The sequence below is a fragment of the Acinetobacter sp. BSP-28 genome (assembly GCF_044130285.1).
Classification (GTDB): domain Bacteria; phylum Pseudomonadota; class Gammaproteobacteria; order Pseudomonadales; family Moraxellaceae; genus Acinetobacter.
Genome location: NZ_JBIQOB010000014.1, coordinates 49,642 through 69,412, shown reverse-complemented (window position 1 = coordinate 69,412; position 19,771 = coordinate 49,642). Strand labels below are relative to the sequence as shown.

12 protein-coding genes are annotated in these 19,771 nt (G+C 41.1%); 5 read left to right on the top strand and 7 right to left on the bottom strand.

Translation table 11 applies throughout. The features are described 5' to 3' along the window. Positions 1-64: 64 nt before the first annotated feature. The 4 genes from ACE01R_RS11505 to ACE01R_RS11490 form a co-directional block, all read right to left on the bottom strand. Entirely contained in the window at positions 65-2,317 is a 2,253-nt protein-coding gene (locus tag ACE01R_RS11505; protein WP_395551330.1) for a catecholate siderophore receptor Fiu, read from the bottom strand. 367 nt (positions 2,318-2,684) lie between these two features. Beyond that, the gene (locus tag ACE01R_RS11500) at positions 2,685-3,368 is read right to left on the bottom strand and encodes a Fe2+-dependent dioxygenase (protein ID WP_395551329.1); all 684 of its coding nucleotides are present in this window, start codon (positions 3,366-3,368) and stop codon (positions 2,685-2,687) included. Positions 3,369-3,477: 109 nt separating this feature from the next. Further along, positions 3,478-5,751 carry a TonB-dependent receptor gene (locus ACE01R_RS11495; protein ID WP_395551328.1) on the bottom strand — a complete coding sequence of 758 codons (2,274 nt, stop codon included), beginning with the start codon at positions 5,749-5,751 and terminating at the stop codon, positions 3,478-3,480. Positions 5,752-5,965: 214 nt separating this feature from the next. Then, a complete protein-coding gene (locus tag ACE01R_RS11490; protein ID WP_395551327.1) occupies positions 5,966-8,152 on the bottom strand; it encodes a TonB-dependent receptor domain-containing protein in 2,187 nt (728 codons plus the stop codon). 281 nt (positions 8,153-8,433) lie between these two features. On the opposite strand from ACE01R_RS11490, the gene tig reads away from it, so the two are divergent. The 4 genes from tig to ACE01R_RS11470 all read left to right on the top strand — a co-directional run bounded on the left by tig (position 8,434) and on the right by ACE01R_RS11470 (position 12,799). Beyond that, complete coding sequence (gene tig / locus ACE01R_RS11485; RefSeq protein ID WP_395551326.1) at positions 8,434-9,765, top strand: trigger factor; 1,332 nt, start codon at positions 8,434-8,436, stop codon at positions 9,763-9,765. A gap of 191 nt (positions 9,766-9,956) precedes the next feature. Continuing rightward, positions 9,957-10,562 carry an ATP-dependent Clp endopeptidase proteolytic subunit ClpP gene (gene clpP, locus ACE01R_RS11480; RefSeq protein ID WP_086198326.1) on the top strand — a complete coding sequence of 202 codons (606 nt, stop codon included), beginning with the start codon at positions 9,957-9,959 and terminating at the stop codon, positions 10,560-10,562. A 27-nt stretch (positions 10,563-10,589) separates the two neighbouring features. Next, positions 10,590-11,900 carry an ATP-dependent protease ATP-binding subunit ClpX gene (gene clpX / locus ACE01R_RS11475; protein WP_395551325.1) on the top strand — a complete coding sequence of 437 codons (1,311 nt, stop codon included), beginning with the start codon at positions 10,590-10,592 and terminating at the stop codon, positions 11,898-11,900. Positions 11,901-12,085: 185 nt separating this feature from the next. Next, positions 12,086-12,799, top strand: coding sequence for a DUF2846 domain-containing protein (locus ACE01R_RS11470; RefSeq protein WP_395551324.1), 714 nt, complete (start codon positions 12,086-12,088; stop codon positions 12,797-12,799). Positions 12,800-12,912: 113 nt separating this feature from the next. Here the strand turns inward: ACE01R_RS11470 and ACE01R_RS11465 are convergent, their stop codons facing one another. After that, positions 12,913-14,439, bottom strand: a complete 1,527-nt coding sequence (locus ACE01R_RS11465; RefSeq protein ID WP_395551323.1) for a fumarate hydratase — start codon at positions 14,437-14,439, stop codon at positions 12,913-12,915. Positions 14,440-14,953: 514 nt separating this feature from the next. Here ACE01R_RS11465 and ACE01R_RS11460 point away from each other — a divergent pair. Continuing rightward, positions 14,954-15,565 carry a class I SAM-dependent methyltransferase gene (locus ACE01R_RS11460; protein ID WP_395551322.1) on the top strand — a complete coding sequence of 204 codons (612 nt, stop codon included), beginning with the start codon at positions 14,954-14,956 and terminating at the stop codon, positions 15,563-15,565. A 783-nt stretch (positions 15,566-16,348) separates the two neighbouring features. Here ACE01R_RS11460 and pta read toward each other — a convergent pair. Both pta and ACE01R_RS11450 read right to left on the bottom strand, forming a co-directional pair. After that, complete coding sequence (gene pta / locus ACE01R_RS11455; protein ID WP_395551321.1) at positions 16,349-18,490, bottom strand: phosphate acetyltransferase; 2,142 nt, start codon at positions 18,488-18,490, stop codon at positions 16,349-16,351. A 53-nt stretch (positions 18,491-18,543) separates the two neighbouring features. Then, positions 18,544-19,767 carry an acetate/propionate family kinase gene (locus tag ACE01R_RS11450; RefSeq protein WP_395551320.1) on the bottom strand — a complete coding sequence of 408 codons (1,224 nt, stop codon included), beginning with the start codon at positions 19,765-19,767 and terminating at the stop codon, positions 18,544-18,546. Positions 19,768-19,771 lie beyond the last annotated feature (4 nt).

The following is a 19,771-nucleotide window of genomic DNA, read 5'->3' as shown; positions in this document are numbered from 1 at the left end:
AACAGACTCAGGCTTCTAACACACTACACATTTATACTAAATCTGCTGAGACTTAGCGAATTACTTAAAACTTATAATTAAAGGTTAAAGCTGCTGAACGGGGTTGTCCTAATATCACACGACCGCCACCATTGTTTAGGGTGCTGATGTATTCCTTGTCTGCCAGGTTATATACATTCAGGTTCACAGAAGCATTTTTATTGAGGGTATAACCTGCCATGGCATCAAACACCACATAGTCTGGAATGTTTGGCATATTCGCCGCTGTAGTACTGTCGGTAATCACACGTTTTTGTTCGTCTACATAGCGTGCGCCTAGACCAAGTTTAAAGCCAGCAACATCATATGTAGACCATAAGCTTGCAGTCCATTCTGGAGACCAGCGAACATTGTTGGTTCGGGTAATTGCTCCTGTGGTTGCATTCACGCTGAGCTGGTCTTCTTGTTCAGTTTTCATATGGGCAACACTGGCAGACACATTCCATGCATCCGTGATTTTACCTACAGCACTAAGTTCTACACCTTTGACGTTGGTTTTACCTTGCTGAATGGATTCTTGGGTAATCGCATCTTGGGTAAACTGGTTTTCATTTTCAGTGTAATACGCAGCAGCGTTTACAGCCAGTTGATCATTGAGCAGATCCCACTTTGTGCCAATTTCATAGTGATGGGTTTCTTGCGGTTTGGCAGCAGCGCTATTAATTCCGGTTGCTGAAAGGCTAAAGTTGGCACTTCCCGGAGGCGTCAGGGATTTGGCATAAGAAGCATATACGCTACTTTTAGCTGTAGGTTTAAACAAGCCTCCCAGTTTCCAGCTGATCAAGGTGTCATTCGCACCAAAACTTGTAGGAACCAAGCTGCTGCTACCTGATGGCAGCGTCAAAGCATCATATTCAGTGTCATAATAGTCAACCCGTACTCCACCATTCAGCTGGAAGCGCTCACCAAATTTAAGCGTATCGAATAGATAGGCTGCAGCAGTATTGGTTTCACCATGAGTATAGCCACCGTTGTACATCAGTCCAGGCATTGCTTCATTGCGATCTGGATCATAAAGATTGGCCCAAGACGTTGCTACCGTAGCTTGCCCCGGCATTTGTGTGGCTAAAGTTTTTGTATGTTGTTGTTCTTTTAAGAACTCCAATCCTGCGACCACATCATGCTCAATTGCACCGGTTTTTAAATTCAGGTTCAAGGTACTCTGGTTAGCAAGAATCTTATTTTCCTGATCGACACCCTGACGTGAGCGGTTAACTTCCCAATCTTTCGGATCATTTGAACCATTGGTTCTTAAACCGGCTGAACCGGTATTTATCCCGGTTAAAACACGGTTCATACTGGTTTTACCCAAACGGGTGATGTTGGTCAGTTTGACGTTTTCAGCCAGATCACTTTCAATTTTTGCCGTGTACATGTCTGCATCGACATCTTCATGGTCATTGACGTGACCATAATAATTTTCACGGTTGACTTTAGGTGCTGAACCTAAAGCAGAATCCGCATTGTAAAAACCTTTCATGCCTATGGTCGGAATACCGCCATCTGGAATATTACGTTGACGAATATGCTGTGAATACAGATACAGGCGCGTATCGCTATCCAGGCCAAAGGCAATGGAGGGTGCTATGGCCCAGCTGTTATTTTCAATAAAATCGCGTCCTTCAACACCGCCGTCTTGACCCATGGCATTTAAACGAACCGCCACGCCATCATTAATCACCTGATTAATATCAGCAGCGAGACGTGCATGCTCTGCAGTATTGTAAGTGGCAGAAACTTCACGGCTATTTTCAGTCTGCGGCAGTTTGCTGGCCAGGTTGATATAACCTGATGCAGCACCACGACCGGCTTCCGCACCAGAAGGACCTTTGACCACTTCAATCTGTTCCAGGTTAAAGACATCACGGGTTACTGCACCCAAATCGCGGATACCATCGACATAGGTAGAAGTTTGAGTAGAAAAACCGCGCATTTGAAATGCATCGCCGGCACTGGTATTGCCATTTTCACCCAATTGTAGGGTAATTCCCGGTGTGTTTCTCAAGGCTTCAACCAACGAGGTTGCACCTTGTTCTTTTAATAATTCTTTTTTAATGACTGAAATGGTTTGAGGGGTATCGACCAGCGGCTGAGTATATTTTGGGGAACTGACAGTCTCGGCTTTATATTTATTTTCCGCTTTAGATTCCACGGTAATGGTTGGGAGTTGGGTTACACCATTATTACTCGTTGCTGCATGAGTCATGAGGGGGAAAGATGCAGCTAATGCAACCAGTTGAGCGTTTCTGTTGTGCTTGCGGCTTTTGATTTGTGCCATGGTCGGTTATCCCTAGTTTTGTATTTGACAGAAGTCCACTACTGTTTTGCAACTTTTGAGGTCAGCAATCTGGAACTAAAAGTGGAGATATTGTTAGGGTGTGTAACAATGATGCGAATTTTAATGATAATTATTATCATTAACAATAGTGATAATTGTTGGATGTTCAATAAAATGGATGGAAATATTGTTTAATTCAAGATTATTAATTAGATAAAACAATCATACTAAAAGAGAAAAACGATAGTGTTGAAGTTGAATTTGACTAAAAGATAAAATTATTAAAAATTAAAATACTTGTAAGTAATTGATTAGGCTGACTGATATAAAGTTTCAGCAGCCTTTTGTATTTTATTAGGTTAGAAAATTAGAGTTCGGCCCATTTACGCATTAAATTATGATAAAGACTGGTCAGTTTAATCACTTCATCATGTTGATCACCCAGCTGCATGCGCAGGTTTTGAATCGACTGATCTAGATTAAACAGCATGTGGCGTTCTGCATCATCACGAACCATGCTTTGTACCCAAAAAAATGAAGCGAAACGGCAACCCGAAGTCACTGGAGTGACTTCATGCACACTGGTTGACGGGTAGAGGATCATATCGCCTGCAGGAAGCTTAACTTCATGGTAACCATAAGTGTCTTCTACGACTAAATCACCACCTTCATATTCTTCTGGTTCACTCAAAAAAACCGTACAAGACAAATCTGTTCGTAAGCGCTCGTTGGTGCCACGGATACGACGGATGGAATTGTCGACATGGAAACCAAAGGCTTCATTGTTTTCATAACGGTTAAACAATGGGGGAATGATGTCTAAAGGAATGGCTGCAGATAAAAATAAGGGATGCTGCCCCAAAGACTCTAAAATAATCGTGCCTAAGTGCTGAGTCAGCGGCAGATCTTCGGGCAGTTGTTGATTTTTTTTAACGGTGGCAGAAAGTGTACCCGCAGTGACTTTACCATTGACCCATTCAATTTTATTCATTTCTTCACGGAAATATTGAACTTGTTCTTTAGTGAGGACATTAGGAATATGATGGATCACGGCAATACACCTTTGGAAGAATGAAATCTTGTAGCTATAAAAATAGCCTCATTATGAGGCTATTTAAACTCAAATCCCATAAATAAATTATGGGATTTTGAAATGGATTTTAGTATTTGAAGTTTAGTGACAATACTGCGCTACGACCTTCTGCTTCAGTTGCATAGTGAGATGCATATGCTTTAGTGAAATAGCGTTCATCAGACAGGTTATTGACGTTCAATTGAAGGTCAATGTTTTCGTTTACGTTGTAACGTGCCATTGCGTCATAACGCACATAACCTGGAACATATTTGGTATTAGCTAAGTCGCCATAGACCTTGTCCATAGCGGTTGCACCAGCACCAAGTTGAAGTTGTGGAAGAACCTGATATGTTGTCCAAAGTGTAGCGCTGTTTTTAGGAACGTTAGGCATTTGGTTGCCGTTAAATACAGTTTGGTCAGTACAGGTTGTACCGCGACAGCTTACGCCATTCTTAGTCGCCTCACTGTCTAAATAGGTATAGCCTGCGCTGATATCCCATTTATCGGTAATTTTACCGTTCAAGCCAAGCTCAATACCGTCAACTTTGCTCTCACCGATATTGCTATAAGTAGTAGGACTCAACTGAATACGAGCATTTTGCTTTTCAGTACGGAAAATAGCGGCAGTTAAATTCAAGCGATCTTGTAAAAGATCCCATTTGGTACCAATTTCGAAAGTTTGGCTTTCTTCAGGATCCAAGTTGCTATAATTTGCACCAATGCCTTCAGAACCGTCACCAGCATCTACACCAACAGGGTTTGCAGATGTTGCATAGCTGGCATAGATTGAAGCATTTTCTACAGGTTTAAAAGTAAGGCCTGCTTGATAAGTAAAGAAGTCAGTATCACTTTCTGTTGTTACTTGGTCGCCAGCTTGAGCTGTAGGGGTTGTTGCAGTCACAGCACTATTTAGTGCGCCATAGGTCATGGTTTGCTCTGTATCAAACTTATCCCAACGCACGCCCAAATCTAAAATCCATTGTGGATTGAATTCAATGCTGTCTAAGAAGTAAACAGAAGTAGATTTGGTTTGTGTATTGTATTGGTCTGCACCTTCAGTACTGATACTTCCAGTCCATGGCCCACGATTAGGATTTTGAACAGACGTACACCAGCCAGAAGCAATATCGGCAGGGGTGCATTTGTTATGCGCTGAACCTGTGGCAGATAAGCCATCAATAATATATTGGGTACGGTCAGTTTCTTGATCTGAATATTCAGCACCTAAGTTAAAACTATGCTTGAGCGCACCAGTATTGAATTTACCGGTTAATGCTAATTGGTCGGTAAAGGTATCTGTATCGGCAACACGAGAGTTTACACGTGCCCATACATTACCGGTTTTATAAATGTTCCCTTGAGAATCATCTGGGTTGGTCCACAGATAATCATTTTTAGAGTTGTTATAAACAGCTGTATTTGAAATGGTTAGATTGTCAGTCAGGTCATGTTCTAACTTGATTGTTCCGATTTGGTTTTCTTGTTTTTGGAAATCACGGTCTTCCCAGCCGTAGTAAATGCCTTGTTTGACATCAATTGGTTTTCCTGAATATTGGGAATATCCAGTTGGGTTATTGTATGGTACGCCTGAATCAGGGGTATCATCTGTTTTTAAGTAGTAATAGCTTAAAGTCGCACGAGTAGCAGTATCCAGGCCAAAAGTAATACTTGGCGCAATACCGGCACGTTTGTATTCAGTACCATCAGCTTGGCCGGCTTTTTCATTGTGGTGGCCCATTACCGCAACACGAGCCGCAATACCATTACCAAAATCTTTGTTACCGTCTAAAGTAATACGTTGGTAATTATCGGTACCTGCACCAATAGAACCTTCTAATGAGTCACCTTTTTTCGCAACTTTAGAAATCATGTTGATGCTACCACCAGTCGTACCTGCACCGCCCATCGCAGATGCAGAACCTTTAGTTACCTCAACCTGTTCTACTGCAAACATTTCACGGTTTTGTGAAGTCGCGTTGCGCACGCCATCCACATACATCGAACTTTCAGAGTTATAACCACGAATAAATGGACGGTCGCCATTCGGGTTACCACCTTCACCGGCCCCTAAAGTAATACCGGGTACTGTACGCAAAGCATCGCTTAAAGTTGTAACTTGAGTATCTTCAATCAATTGCTTTGAAATTACAGAAACTGATTTAGGCGTATCAAGCAAAGGAGCAACGAACTTGGAGCTGGCAGATTTATCTACTTTTAGACCTTGTTCAGCTTCTGCTTGAGAATGAATAGTTTCAAGTTGAGAAACTTGATCTTGTGCAATTGCATTCGCTGCCATCACTGAAAGTGAAGACACAATCGCAGAAGATACGATTTTTTTTCGTGTTTTAATGAAGGCCATTTTGAACTCAAAAAGGATACTGTGAAAATGTATGAGAATAATAATGATTCTTATTTTTTATCACTATTAAGTTAGATTGGAATTGACGATTCTTAAGATGAACTAAAACGGGATATTAAATGAAATAATGTAACACTTTGTAATTAAGTATTTGATTTTATTTTAATATAGAAAAACCCTGCATAAGTAGGGTTTTTAATGGGGATTTTAAATATTAGAACTTAAAGGTGGTGCTTAACTGAACACGACGGCCTTCTTGGGTGTTGCTATAACGGTTGTAATAACTTGCATCAATCAGTTCATGGTCATTAAAGTCTTTATCAAATACATTATATAAGGCAACACCAAGGTCCCAGTTGTCATTTACGGTAAAGTTGGAACCAACATGCAGCAATGCATAACTTTTAAAATCACCTAAGACATCATAAACTTTTTGATTTGCAGCAGTTAAGTTCTCATAAGTTGAGGTGAAGCGTGCGCGCTCGCTACGGTATTCACCTCGTGCCCATAACTGAATATTGTCATCGGCTTGCCATTTTAATGAGGCATTTACAATGTGCTTAGGAGTATCATTCAGAGGTGGGTTACCGAGTTTAGAGTCCTTAATTTCAGTTTCGGTCCAGGTGTAATTAACACCTAATTTCCAAGCTGGTATAAATTCCCAGTTAAAGCCTGTTTCGATTCCATAGACTTCCGCTTTTTCGGCATTGGTAGGACGGGCAACGTTCCATGAATCGGGAAGTATTTGTCCTCGGCTCTGATAATAATCCATGATCCAAGGTGTACCAATGGATGCCATAAACTCTTCACAAGCAGCTTTACTGGTATTGGTGTTACATCTTTGTTCAACATTACCTGTAACGATTTTGTCTTCAATCTGACTATAAAAGGCCGTGATATTGGCATCAAAATTAGAATTGTTATTAAAATAAGTCCCAATTTCAAAGTTATTACTGGTTTCAGGTTTTAAATCAGGATTACCAAAAACAGGGTTACGACCTTGACCGCCTACATTGTAAATGCCATTGGTGAGTCGCTCTAAACGAGGTGCTTTATAACCTTCAGAATAGCCACCTTTAAAGGTCCAGTTATCATTTGTATTCCAGACCAAATAAGCGCGTGGCGTCCAAAAATCGCCAAATGTGCTGTGATCATCAAAACGTAAACCGAGAGTTAAAGCCAAGCTGTCTGTAAGTGACCAGGTATCTTCAGCAAATAAACCCAGTTGATCAAATGACACTTCTTTATTAACACGTAAACCATCTTTAATGCTGGCATCCCACCATTGACCACCCAGGGTAATATTGTGTCCATTGAAATGTTGCGTGGTAAATTTGCTATCAAAAATGGTGTCTTCACTTTCTAGCAGTCGCGGTGTCACGGCTTGTGATAGACCTTGTGCACGGGAAGGAATTAATCGGCCAACCGTTTCCGTTTGTGTATTACTGATACTTGAGTCCAAAGTCCCAACATTGGTTCTCCAGGTATGTGCAAGAATCATTTTTTCACGATTATATTCTTGCGAAGAGTTGTAACCGCCATTTGCACCTAGAGTACCGAGCTGACCATTACTGTTGTCATACCACTGTTCGGTCTGTTCATATTCTGCAGAAATATCATGATGATCGGTAGGGGTTAAAGTAAGGCGAATCCCAATAGTTTCCAAATCAGACTTTGTCGGGCTATTTCCTTGAGTTAATTCGGTATCTGAATTGGCATCTGGGATTAAGTGCGATTGATCCCGTTCTGCTTTACGACCACGTAGCTGAATACCCAGTAAATTCTGAATCAGGGGACCGGTGACATATGCATCTACAGCGCGCTGATTACCAAAGTCAGAGGAATTAGGGTTAAGTGTACCTTCAAGTGTTACCGCACCCGTCCATTCAGGTGAAACCTTTTTAGTAATAATATTGACTACACCGCCAATCGCATCAGAACCATAAAGCGTAGATGCAGGACCACGAATCACTTCAATCCTCTCGATTGCGGAAACGGGGGGAATAAAACTATTGTTAGATTCACCAAATCCATTGGGTGCAATATCGCCAGTACTATTTTGTCTGCGGCCATCAATTAATACTAAGGTGTATTCTGAGTCCATTCCGCGAATACGAATGTTTAAACCACCAGTTTTACCCGCTGTTGGACTAATATCTACACCTTCCACATCCACTAAAGCATCTGCAATAGAAGTAATTCTTTTATTTTTCAAATCTTCTGCGGTGATGACTGTAATCGATGCAGGCGCATCTTTTAGTTTTTGTTCATAGCCTGCAGCCGATACCACAAGAGTTGAAAGCTGATGGGGAGCAGATTCTGTTTCAGTATTTGCAAAAACGGAAGAGGAGGTAATTCCTAGAATAGCAAGGCCAAGCGGGCGTAGATTGAACTGACTCATAAAATAGAATTCCAAAGATGGACGAGATAAATAACTGAAAATAAATAAGATAAAAACAAACACGCTAATAATAATGATAAAGATTATTATTTGCAATAAAAAATATACAAAAGTGTTAAAAAGGAATAAAAAGAGGGGATTTTTTTACATAAAATTTAAATTTAATCGCAGAACAACACAAAAATAGTGGTTAATTCATCCTGCTTTGTATATCTTCCAATGTTGTCATATAATATGGCACTTTAAAAAATTGCAATTACTATTTCTATATCGAGGAAGCCATGCAAGTAACTTCTGAAGCGGTTTCGGGCGTTGCCCGTCGTTTAAATGTATCTGTACCGACGAGCCGTGTGAACGAGCAATTTGAAGCCCGTTTAAAACGCACTGCTAAAACTGTGAAGATCAACGGCTTCCGTCCAGGTAAAGTGCCTTTAAATGTTGTACGTCGTGAATATGGCGCAAGCATTTATCAAGAAGTTGTGAACGATGTAATTCGTGACACAGTATTCGAAGCGATTCAACAAGAGAAAATCAATGCAGTTGGCATGCCAAACATTGAAAAAGTTGAAAACAAAGAAGACGCTCTTGTTTATGAAGCAACTGTAGAAGTTTATCCAGAAGTTGAAGTTAAATTTGACGGTCTAGAAGTTGAACGTAAAGCAACTGAAGTGAACGACAAAGACGTTGATCAAATGATCGAGAACCTTCAAAAGCAACGTGCTTCTTGGACTGAAACGAAAGGCATGGCTAAAAAAGACATGCAAGTAACTTTCGATTTCGAAGGTACTGTAGACGGTGAAAAATTTGAAGGCGGTGCTGCTGAAGACTTTAAACTGGTTCTAGGTTCTGGTCGTATGATTCCTGGCTTCGAAGACGGTATCGTTGGTATGAAGAAAGGCGAAGAGAAAGTAATTGATGTTACTTTCCCTGAAGACTACCAGGCTGAAAACCTTGCTGGTAAAGCTGCTCAATTCAAAATCACTGTGAAGCTAGTTGAAAAACAAAAACTTCCAGAAGTTGATGCTGAATTCTTGAAAATCTTCGGTCTAACTGAAGAAGAAGGCGTTGAAAAATTAAAAGCTGACGTTCGTAAAAACATGGAACGTGAAGTGAAAAACGGTCTTCGTAACCAAGTGAAAGGCGCAACTTTCGATGCACTTGTAGCTGCAAACGAAGTTGACGTTCCTGCTTCTATGTTGTCTCAAGAAATTGACCGTCAACGTCAACAAATGATTCAACAGTTCACTCAACAGTTTGGTGCTCAAGGTGCGAAAGCATTTGACAGCAGCATGCTTCCAGATGAGTTGTTCAAAGAACAAGCTGAAAAATCTGTAAAACTTGGCGTATTGGTAAGCAAAGTTTTAGCGGACGCTAAAATTGAAGTTGATGCTGCTCGCGTTGAAGCTTACATCGAAGACATGGCTTCTTCTTACGAAGACCCAACTGAAGTGATTGAATACTTCAAAAATGACAAACAGCAACGTGCTCAAATCGAAGCTGTTGTGTTAGAAGATCAAGTGGTTGATCACATCTTGGCATCTGCTAAAGTGACTGACAAAAAAGTAAGCTATGAAGACTTATTGAAAGAGCAACAAGCTCGTCAACAAGGCTAAGCTTAGCTGACCGAAAAAAGGCGCATCATGCGCCTTTTTTTATGTACAGGCTTATCTTGAACATGTCCTGAATTCACAATGCTTATATAAAAAATATCTGTTATTTAATTGGGAATATTTTGCATTTTCGGCAATTATCCCTCATATTGTGACTATGAGTTGAGTAACAAAAATTTAGGAATAAATAACGTATGTATGTTCCAACAATTGATAACGCTTTAGTGCCAGTGGTAGTAGAACAGTCTTCTCGTGGTGAGCGTTCTTTCGATATTTTTTCACGTCTTTTGCGTGAACGCGTCATCTTTTTAACCGGTGAAGTTGAAGACAACATGGCAAATTTAATTGTTGCGCAAATGTTGTTTTTAGAAGCAGAGAACCCAGATAAAGATATACACCTCTATATTAATTCACCAGGTGGTTCAGTGACTGCAGGTATGGCGATTTACGATACTATGCAATTCATTAAACCTGATGTCGTGACTTATTGTATGGGACAAGCAGCCTCTATGGGTGCATTCCTGCTCAATGCAGGGGCTAAGGGTAAACGTTATTGCTTGGAAAATGCACGTGTGATGATTCACCAGCCACTCGGTGGTTTCCGTGGTCAGGCATCGGATATTGAAATTCATGCGCGTGAAATTCTATTCATTAAAGAACGTTTAAACCGTTTAATGGCAGAGCATAGTGGTCAAGACTATGAAACTGTTGCCAGAGATACAGACCGTGACAACTTTATGACAGCACAGGCTGCTAAAGAATACGGTCTCGTGGATGAAGTGTTAAGCAAACGTCCATAATTTTCAGATTTTTATATTGGAGTGAATATGTCCGACCATCCTCAAGGACAAAAGCATTGTTCATTTTGCGGTAAAACGCAGTCTGAAGTCGGGAAACTGATTGCAGGTGAGGACGCTTACATCTGTAATGAGTGCGTGGACGTATGCTTAGATTTAGTCCAAACCAGCCAGCAAGTTGAATCTGGCGATTGGGCAAGTAAGCCTTTGCCAAAGCCACACGAAATTCGTGCTGCACTTGATCAATATGTGATTGGTCAGGATGTGGCCAAGAAAACGCTTTCAGTTGCGGTCTATAATCATTACAAGCGCCTCAAAGTCACTCATTCAGGGCATAAACCTGATAATGCTGTTGAACTGGCAAAAAGTAATATTCTTTTGGTTGGGCCAACAGGTTCAGGTAAAACCTTACTTGCACAGACTTTAGCGCGTTTGCTTGATGTTCCATTTGCCATGGCAGATGCAACTACGCTTACTGAAGCAGGTTATGTCGGTGAAGATGTGGAAAACATCGTACAGAAGCTGCTGCAAAAAGCCGATTATGATGTAGAAAAAGCGCAAAAAGGGATTATCTATATCGACGAGATCGACAAGATTACCCGTAAATCTGAAAACCCGTCTATTACCCGTGATGTATCCGGTGAAGGTGTTCAGCAGGCGCTGTTAAAAATGATCGAAGGTACGGTTGCTTCCATTCCTCCGCAAGGTGGTCGTAAGCATCCGCAGCAAGAGTTTATTCAGATTGATACCTCGAATATCCTGTTTATCTGTGGCGGTGCATTCTCTGGTCTAGAGAAAATCGTGCAGCAGCGTCAGGAAAAAGGCGGGATCGGTTTCACTGCAGAAGTGAAGAACAAAGACGAAACCCGAAAATTATCTGATTTGTTCCGTCAAGTTGAAGCAACTGACCTGGTGAAATTTGGTCTGATTCCAGAATTTATTGGTCGTCTGCCAGTCATTGCGACTTTGGATGAGCTGGATGAAGAAGCATTGATGCAGATTCTGACTGAACCGAAGAATGCCTTAACCCGTCAATATCAATATTTATTTGATATGGAAAATGTGGATCTGGTGTTTGAAGATTCAGCACTGCGTGCCGTTGCGAAGAAAGCTTTGGAACGTAATACCGGTGCACGTGGTTTGCGTTCAATCCTGGAAAATGCGTTACTTGAAACTATGTATGATTTACCAAGCAGTACCGATATCGGGACTGTGATTGTGAATGATGCGGTGATTTCTGGTGAAGCAAAACCAGTGTTAAAAGCAGAACGCCAGCCTAAATCAGAGACTGAAAATGCTGCTAAAGTAGATTTGAAAGTTGTAAATTCTAAATCTGCTTAATTCGCTATTCGTCAGAAACGTGCGGAAAACTTGTATTTTCGCACGTTTTTTATTTCAAAAAATAAAACGCAATGTTAATCTCAATGACTAGGCGTGGATGCCTAAATAAAATCAATATATAGCGAACAATGAAGTGCTTAATTTAGTTTAGTACAAAAATAAAAAATACGCGGTGAGGGAAAATCATGCGTGGAGTCTGTATTGCAGTCTGTGCAAGCTTTATTTTATTGGGATGTCATGGCAAATCTGCTATGGAACACACTCAAGCGACAGCAACCTTAAAACCTGTAGATACTGAACATGAACCGGGATTGCTGGAACAGTACCGTTTCGGTATGTTTACCATTGGTGCTTGGGTCAATCAAAAAATAGGCCAGCGCTTTCAGCCAGTTCAAGCTCAAAATGATCAGGCGGCCATTGTGTATTTATACCGTCCTGACAGTAAGTGGAACCGTCAGGAAATTGTGGCTTCCAGCTTGTTTATCAATAGTGAACGTATTCCAAGTTTATTAAACAATCATTATTACTGGGTTGAATTGCCGGCAGGAACGTATCGCATATCAACCAGCCGCCCTGTAGGTGTACAACATTTCCAAAAGCCCAAATATCTGGATTTTAATGTACAGGCGGGGCAATCTTATTTTATTAAATATGATGAAGAAAATTTAACCACCCGTCGTGAAATTTCTGGGCCTTTAATCTTGATGCCGGAAAAAACTGGTTTAAATGAAATTGCCTATACTCAACTCAAGTCAGAAAGTTATAACTTTGTTGCACTAGATCAAAATAGCGGGAAGGTACGTAAGAAAGCGCAAAAACTGAAACCTGCAAAATATGATCCGGCAGAAGATGTACAGCTGACCAAACCGTTTAAATTGTGGAATCCTTTAACCTGGTAAAGAAAGAATACTGGATGTGTGAAATAGACTTTAATAAGTAGTTTAGAGCAAACAAGTTATTCATCTTAAAATAAAAAAGCACCCTAATGGGTGCTTTTTTTAGCTTGGAATGATTAGTTCGCAGCAGCGTCAACTACTGGAATTTTACCAATTTTTGCTTGCCAGATTTTTGGAGCAGTCGCGTGAATTGAAGTACCGTTCACATCTACAGCTACAGAAACAGGCATGTCTTTAACGACAAATTTGTAGATTGCTTCCATACCCAAGTCAGCAAAGGCAACAACTTCAGCTTCGCGAATTGCTTTTGATACTAAGTAAGCAGCACCACCGACAGCCATCAAGTAAGTTGCTTTGTTGTCTTTAATCGCTTCAACAGCAGCAGGACCACGATCAGCTTTACCAATCATGCCGTACAAGCCAGTTGCTTCAAGCACTTGGCGAGTGAATTTGTCCATACGTGTAGCTGTTGTAGGACCAGCAGGACCAACAACTTCATCACCTACAGGATCAACTGGGCCAACGTAGTAAATGAATTTACCTTTAAGGTCTACAGGGAGTTCTTCACCTTTGTTCAACATATCAACCATACGTTTGTGAGCAGCGTCACGACCTGTATAGATTGTACCGTTAAGAAGAAGCGTATCACCTGGTTGCCAAGAGTTCATTTCTTCTTGTGTGATGTTGTCTAGGTCAACACGTTTAGAAGTTGATGAATCCCAAGTTACAGCAGGGTAGTCTTCAAGGCGAGGTGCTTGAATGTGAGCAACACCTGAACCATCTAATTGGAAATGTGCGTGACGAGTTGCAGCACAGTTCGGAATCATACCAACTGGTTTGCCCGCAGCGTGACATGGGTAATCTTTGATTTTGATATCAAGAACAGTAGTTAAACCGCCAAGACCTTGAGCACCAATACCTAAAGCATTTACTTTTTCGAAGATCTCGATACGGAGCTCTTCCATTTTGCTTTGTGGACCACGGCGAAGTAATTCGTCCATGTTGATTTCTTCCATCAATGCTTCTTTTGCAAGCATCATGGCTTTTTCAGCAGTACCACCAATACCGATACCGAGCATACCAGGAGGACACCAGCCTGCACCCATCGTTGGAACAGTTTTAAGTACCCAATCCACGATTGAGTCAGATGGATTTAACATGGCAAGTTTAGATTTGTTTTCTGAACCACCACCCTTAGCAGCAACAGTAATGTCGACTTTGTTACCCGGTACGAGTTTGTAGTGGATCACAGCAGGCGTGTTGTCTTTGGTATTTTTACGGCCAAATGCAGGATCTGCTAAAACTGATGCGCGAAGAATGTTGGAATTTTCAAGATAACCTTGACGTACACCTTCATTGATTGCATCGTCCAGGCTCATGGTTAAATCAAATTTAACGTCTAAACCAACTTCAAGAAATACGTTAACAATCCCGGTATCTTGACAGATAGGACGATGGCCTTCTGCACACATACGAGAGTTAATTAAGATTTGTGCAATAGCATCTTTTGCGGCTTTGTTCTCTTCACGATCATAAGCACGGCTCATCGCCTGGATGAAGTCTTGTGGATGATAGTAAGAAATGAACTGAAGCGCATCTTTTACCGATGTGATCAAGTCATCTTGCTTGATAATAGTTGTCATATCAAATATCTCTTGAGCGGGCTGTTAGCTAGCGGGCTAAATTATAAGATAAAAAGCAAGTTTTGTGGGCATTTTGATTGCTTTTTGGCCGAAAGTTTAATGGTAAATTTCAGCTCAAGTGAGCGGTCATTTTTATGGGAATTTCTGTCATAAATATGACAAAGGGTAATCAACATTCCGGGTAAATATGACATTTAAAGCATGGATTAAAATATTTTAAATTTTTGAAAAATATAATTTATTTTTGCTGTTTTAAGCAGGGTTAAATATGAAAAGGTTATCATAAAATTTTCACATAATGAGCGCATCAAATTTAATCTGTTAAATATATGCTGACTTCAATCCTGCCTGCCGTTGATTTTTCTTTATCTCATACCATGATAATGTTTTACGGTCAGCAAGAGGATCGGACATAGGGTTTATCGTTTTTGCTTTAAATTTTATCCAAATAAAAACATTCTAAATCTTCAAATCTACTTATACTGTTAACGTTCAGCTTTAAAAGAGCCAGCTCATGAAAAATCAATCTGAGTTTGCGAAAAATATTATTAAAATCTATAAAAAACATGCATATGCATGGATCGAATTACGCGGTCAGTTTCTGTATGAAAAAGCGTGGCTTAATCATTTCCTTTCACTGATTCCTGAGCATGCTCAAATACTGGATTTAGGCTGTGGCTCGGGCAAGCCGGTTGCGGCATATCTGCTTGAGCAGGGACATTCTGTAGTCGGGGTGGACAGTTCTGATGCCATGATTGAAATGGCAAAGCACCATTTTCCTGCACAGCGTTGGATTGAGGCAGATATGCGTCAGATAGAAGTAGAACAAACGTTTCAGGGTATTTTAGCGTGGGACAGTTTTTTTCATTTGACTCAAGATGATCAGCGCAAGATGTTTGCTCAGTTTTCTAACTTAGCTGAAACAGGTACAGCTTTGATGTTCACCAGTGGGCCAAGCCATGGAGAAGTGATAGGGGATATGTTTGGTGATGCACTGTATCATGCCAGTTTGTCGCAGGATGAATATCGACAATTATTAACAGATCATGGTTTTGAAGTGGTGAAAATGGTTTTGGAAGATCCCGACTGTGCTGGGCATACAGTGTGGCTGGCAAAAAAGTTTTGATGATAAGTTCTAAATAAAAAGTGGGATTTTGATTAAATAAAGGGTAGAGCACAAGGATTAATGTAAAAAGCCCATTCGAGGGGGAATGGGCTTTTTACGACACTCTATCTTAATGATTTTATATGACAAATTAATTACATTTTGTTTAAGTTGTATTATGTTAATTGTAGATAAATTAATAATCATCTAATACGCAAGATCTAATAGGTGCTGTGCTACGCATTCACTTTTGTTTAGAAGAGTTTTTAAATATCTAGTGTAATAAAATTACGAATAATTTAGATTTTTTGATTTTGGGTTTATAAGATTTGATAAAAAATTAGGCTTATCAGAAGATTTAGCAGCTGTTTTTAAGTTATTTAATAATATAAAAAATAAGTATGCTCATGATACTTCAGAAAAAATTACTGATGATCAGTTAAATGATATTAGAGTAAAAATTGATGCTTTACTGAATTTTGTATCATTCCAAATACCTAAATGTGATAACCCAACCTTTGAAGCATGTATTGGGGATAAAATTTTGTCTTGGAATGGGGGAGTGATAACCACTAAGGATAAAATGGTTTTTCTATATTTTGTTTTCTCAATGAAAATTTTAGGAATTTATAATTCTGAATTTAGAAAAAAGAAATATAGTTTTTACTTATACTCGTTAAATAGAAAACTATTTTTTATTCATAAATATACGTGATTTCCCTCCCCAATAGGGTGATATGAAATCCACATAAAAAAACCACCCGATTTTTCAATCAGATGGTTTGGAAAACTTGAATTTAAAAATTATTGAGCAGCTTGTTGCTCAGCCTGAATCGCAGTCAATGCAATCGTGAATACGATATCATCCACCAAAGCACCGCGTGACAGGTCGTTCACAGGTTTGTTCAAGCCTTGTAGCATTGGACCAACACTAACGACATTGGCAGAACGTTGTACAGCTTTATAGGTGGTGTTACCTGTATTCAAGTCAGGGAAGATGAACACATTCGCACGACCCGCAACTTCAGAGTTCGGTGCTTTAGAGCGACCAACGCTTTCAACCGATGCTGCATCATATTGCAATGGACCATCAATCAGTAAGTCTGGACGGCGTTGCTTGGCAATTTCAGTCGCTTTTGCAACTTTTTCTACATCTGCGCCTGCACCCGAAGTACCGGTTGAATAAGAAATCATGGCAATGCGTGGGTCAATACCAAAGGCTTTTGCCGAATCTGCAGACTGAATTGCAATTTCTGCCAGTTGTTCTGCATCTGGGTCTGGATTGATTGCACAGTCACCGTAGACATAAACTTCATCCGGCAACAGCATAAAGAATACAGAAGATACCAGTGAGTAATCCGGCGCTGTCTTAATTAACTGGAATGCAGGACGAACCGTATTGGCAGTGGTATGTACCGCACCAGAAACCAGCCCATCAACCTGATCAAGAGCAAGCATCATGGTACCTAATACAACGGTATCTTGTAATTGCTCACGCGCTTGCAACTCGTTGAGTTTGCCTTTACGTAGCTCGACCATTTTCTGGACATAATTTTCGCGAATCAGGTCTGGATCCAGAATTTCCAAGTCATGAGGCAACTCAATTCCACGTGCTTTTGCCACTTCAACCACAGCTTCAGGTTTTGCCAGCAGAATGCAGTGGGCAATCCCGCGAGACTGGCAGATTGCAGCAGCCTGAATGGTGCGTGGTTCATCGCCTTCAGGAAGGACAATACGCTTTTTCGCCGCAATTGATTTTTGCACCAGTTCATGACGGAATGCAGAAGGGGATAAACGTGGTTTATGTGCACCGCTAATTAACTGCGTTAACCAGTCGGCATTGATGTGGCTAGCCACGAAACGGGTCACTTGCTCGGCACGTTCAGTATCGTCTACCGGAATTTCATTGCTGAGATTCAACAACTGTTGAGTTGTTTCAAAAGTGCTCAATTTAGTGTGCAAAATTGGCAGGCCATTTTTAATCGCGGTTTGACAGAAGTCTAAAGTTTGCTGATTAGGAACCTGATGTTCCGTTAATACCAAACCTGCAAGTGGAATTCCATTGCTGCTAGCTAAGCTACTCGCAAGAAGGACATCTACACGGTCAGAACCACTGATGATCAGCTCACCTGCCACGAATTTATGCATTTCGTGTTCAATATTGGAGGCAATCAGGCTGCTGTGTAACACGCGACGCTGTGCAGCTTCACCCTGGTTAATCCATTCTGCTGAAATATGCGCAGCCAGGTCAGACATGCGTGGCACACTCAAGGTATTGCTGAACGGGACTAAACCAATCACTGGCATGCAGTCTTTGCCAATTTGCGGATGGGTTGCTTGAATCGCACTAACGAACCGGTTGGTATCACTAATTAAACGGATGCTCGGATCGAGTGTTACAGGAATTTGGGCAGAACCTTCAGGTAAGCCTTTGGTACGCATGAACAATACGCCCGCAGTGCGTTCACAAGTCGCTCCACCAAAGAAACGTAATTGATTGTCAACTTTGGCTGCCGTTTTTGCAGCATCGTTAATGTCGGCATTGCTGACAATAATCACTTTGGCATCGAGTGCTTTAGCCAGAGTGGCATTGAGCTCTATTGCAAAAGGATCGCGTCCATTTGGCAATACGCCTTCAACAATAATGACATCGTGATGTTTTGAAATTTCACGGTGTAAACGTACCGCATCTTCAAGCAGTTCGTCATTTTCATCATTTTTTAAACGTTCAGTCAGTGCCGCATAAGAAATAGGCTCAACGGTTTCATGCTTGAACAGGTGGCGATAAAGCGCGGTAGTACGGTCTGCTTCAGGCTGTAATTCTTGTGAAAAAGGTTTCAGAAAACCAGCTTTTATGCCTTGGCATTCCAAAGCATAGATTAAGCCTAGGCCAGCCGAAGTTAAGCCTACACCTTCTCCAGTTGGCACGAGTAAAATTGTTTTCATAGTTCGATTCTAAATAAAAGGATGAATGATGGCAGTGTAAAATGTACGGTGACTTAAGCCACCGTTACATCCGCTTCAGACTTTTTTACCGTTGCTTGACTCACCTCGCCTTGTACAACGTGCGCAGTTTCTTTAGCAATACGACCTTCTTCATCGGTTGGAATGACCCAGATTTGAGGGCCTGTGCCAGCATCAATACGACCTTCTGTACCGCGTTTCAAATTATCATTTTGTTCTTTGCTTAAGTTGAAACCGAAATGAGGTAAGTAAGCCATGGTTTTTTCACGGATATACGCCGAGTTTTCACCAATACCACCAGTAAAGAACAAACCATCCAGACGTGGCAAGCCACAGCTTAAAGCAGCCAGAGATTTAGCAAGACGGTAGCAGAATACTTCAATAGCAATCGTGGCATCTTCATTGCCTTGTCCTGAGGCTTCAATCAAGGTACGCATGTCATTTGAAAGGTTGTCTGATAAACCGAGCAAACCACTTTCTTTGTTCAGCATTCTGTCAATTTTATAAACATCCCAGCCAAGGTTAGCAGCCAGGAAGCTGTGCAAACTTGGATCGACATCACCACTACGGGTGCCCATTACAATGCCTTCAAGCGGGGTTAAGCCCATTGAAGTATCAACACTTTGACCATTCCAGATGGCACAAGTCGAGCTACCGTTGCCTAAGTGAGCCGTCAACCAGCCGCCTTGTTTAAAGCTGCCAGCCAATTCAGAACCACGTTCAGACACGTAGGCATGGCTGGTACCGTGGAAGCCGTAACGACGCACATTGTGCTCAGTATATAGAAATTTTGGCAATGCATAACGGAAAGCGTGTTCCGGCATGGTTTGATGGAATGCTGTATCAAATACGGCAACCTGAGGTAAGTCCGGGAAAAGACGTTTAGTAGCTTCAATACCGACTAAATGCGCAGGGTTGTGTAGCGGTGCAAGTGGCGTCGCTGCACGAATTCTTTCAATAATGTCGTCAGTCAGTAATTCGGCTTTAGTAAGCGTGCCGCCGTGTACAATACGGTGACCGATGGCATCAGGCTTATAGTTGGCTAGACGCGCCAAACCGACTTCAAGTGCTTCTTTATGATCAGCATTCGGGATACGAATATCGACAGGTTCATTGCCTACTGTTACACCTTTAATACGCGCTTCAGGTGTACCTAAGTTTTCAGCCAAACCTTGGATGCGGAATGCTTGGTCTTCAAGCAATAATGCAAACTTAATTGAAGATGATCCGCAATTAATGACTAATACTGATTTAGGCATGACG

What these genes read in the sequence shown, in the direction of transcription:
- ACE01R_RS11505 (WP_395551330.1), bottom strand. Translation starts at nt 2,317, where the DNA reads ATGGCACAAATCAAAAGCCGCAAGCACAACAGAAACGCTCAACTGGTT.
- ACE01R_RS11495 (WP_395551328.1), bottom strand. Translation starts at nt 5,751, where the DNA reads ATGGCCTTCATTAAAACACGAAAAAAAATCGTATCTTCTGCGATTGTG.
- ACE01R_RS11490 (WP_395551327.1), bottom strand. Translation starts at nt 8,152, where the DNA reads ATGAGTCAGTTCAATCTACGCCCGCTTGGCCTTGCTATTCTAGGAATT.
- tig (WP_395551326.1), top strand. Translation starts at nt 8,434, where the DNA reads ATGCAAGTAACTTCTGAAGCGGTTTCGGGCGTTGCCCGTCGTTTAAAT.
- clpP (WP_086198326.1), top strand. Translation starts at nt 9,957, where the DNA reads ATGTATGTTCCAACAATTGATAACGCTTTAGTGCCAGTGGTAGTAGAA.
- clpX (WP_395551325.1), top strand. Translation starts at nt 10,590, where the DNA reads ATGTCCGACCATCCTCAAGGACAAAAGCATTGTTCATTTTGCGGTAAA.
- ACE01R_RS11470 (WP_395551324.1), top strand. Translation starts at nt 12,086, where the DNA reads ATGCGTGGAGTCTGTATTGCAGTCTGTGCAAGCTTTATTTTATTGGGA.
- ACE01R_RS11465 (WP_395551323.1), bottom strand. Translation starts at nt 14,439, where the DNA reads ATGACAACTATTATCAAGCAAGATGACTTGATCACATCGGTAAAAGAT.
- ACE01R_RS11460 (WP_395551322.1), top strand. Translation starts at nt 14,954, where the DNA reads ATGAAAAATCAATCTGAGTTTGCGAAAAATATTATTAAAATCTATAAA.
- pta (WP_395551321.1), bottom strand. Translation starts at nt 18,490, where the DNA reads ATGAAAACAATTTTACTCGTGCCAACTGGAGAAGGTGTAGGCTTAACT.
- ACE01R_RS11450 (WP_395551320.1), bottom strand. Translation starts at nt 19,767, where the DNA reads ATGCCTAAATCAGTATTAGTCATTAATTGCGGATCATCTTCAATTAAG.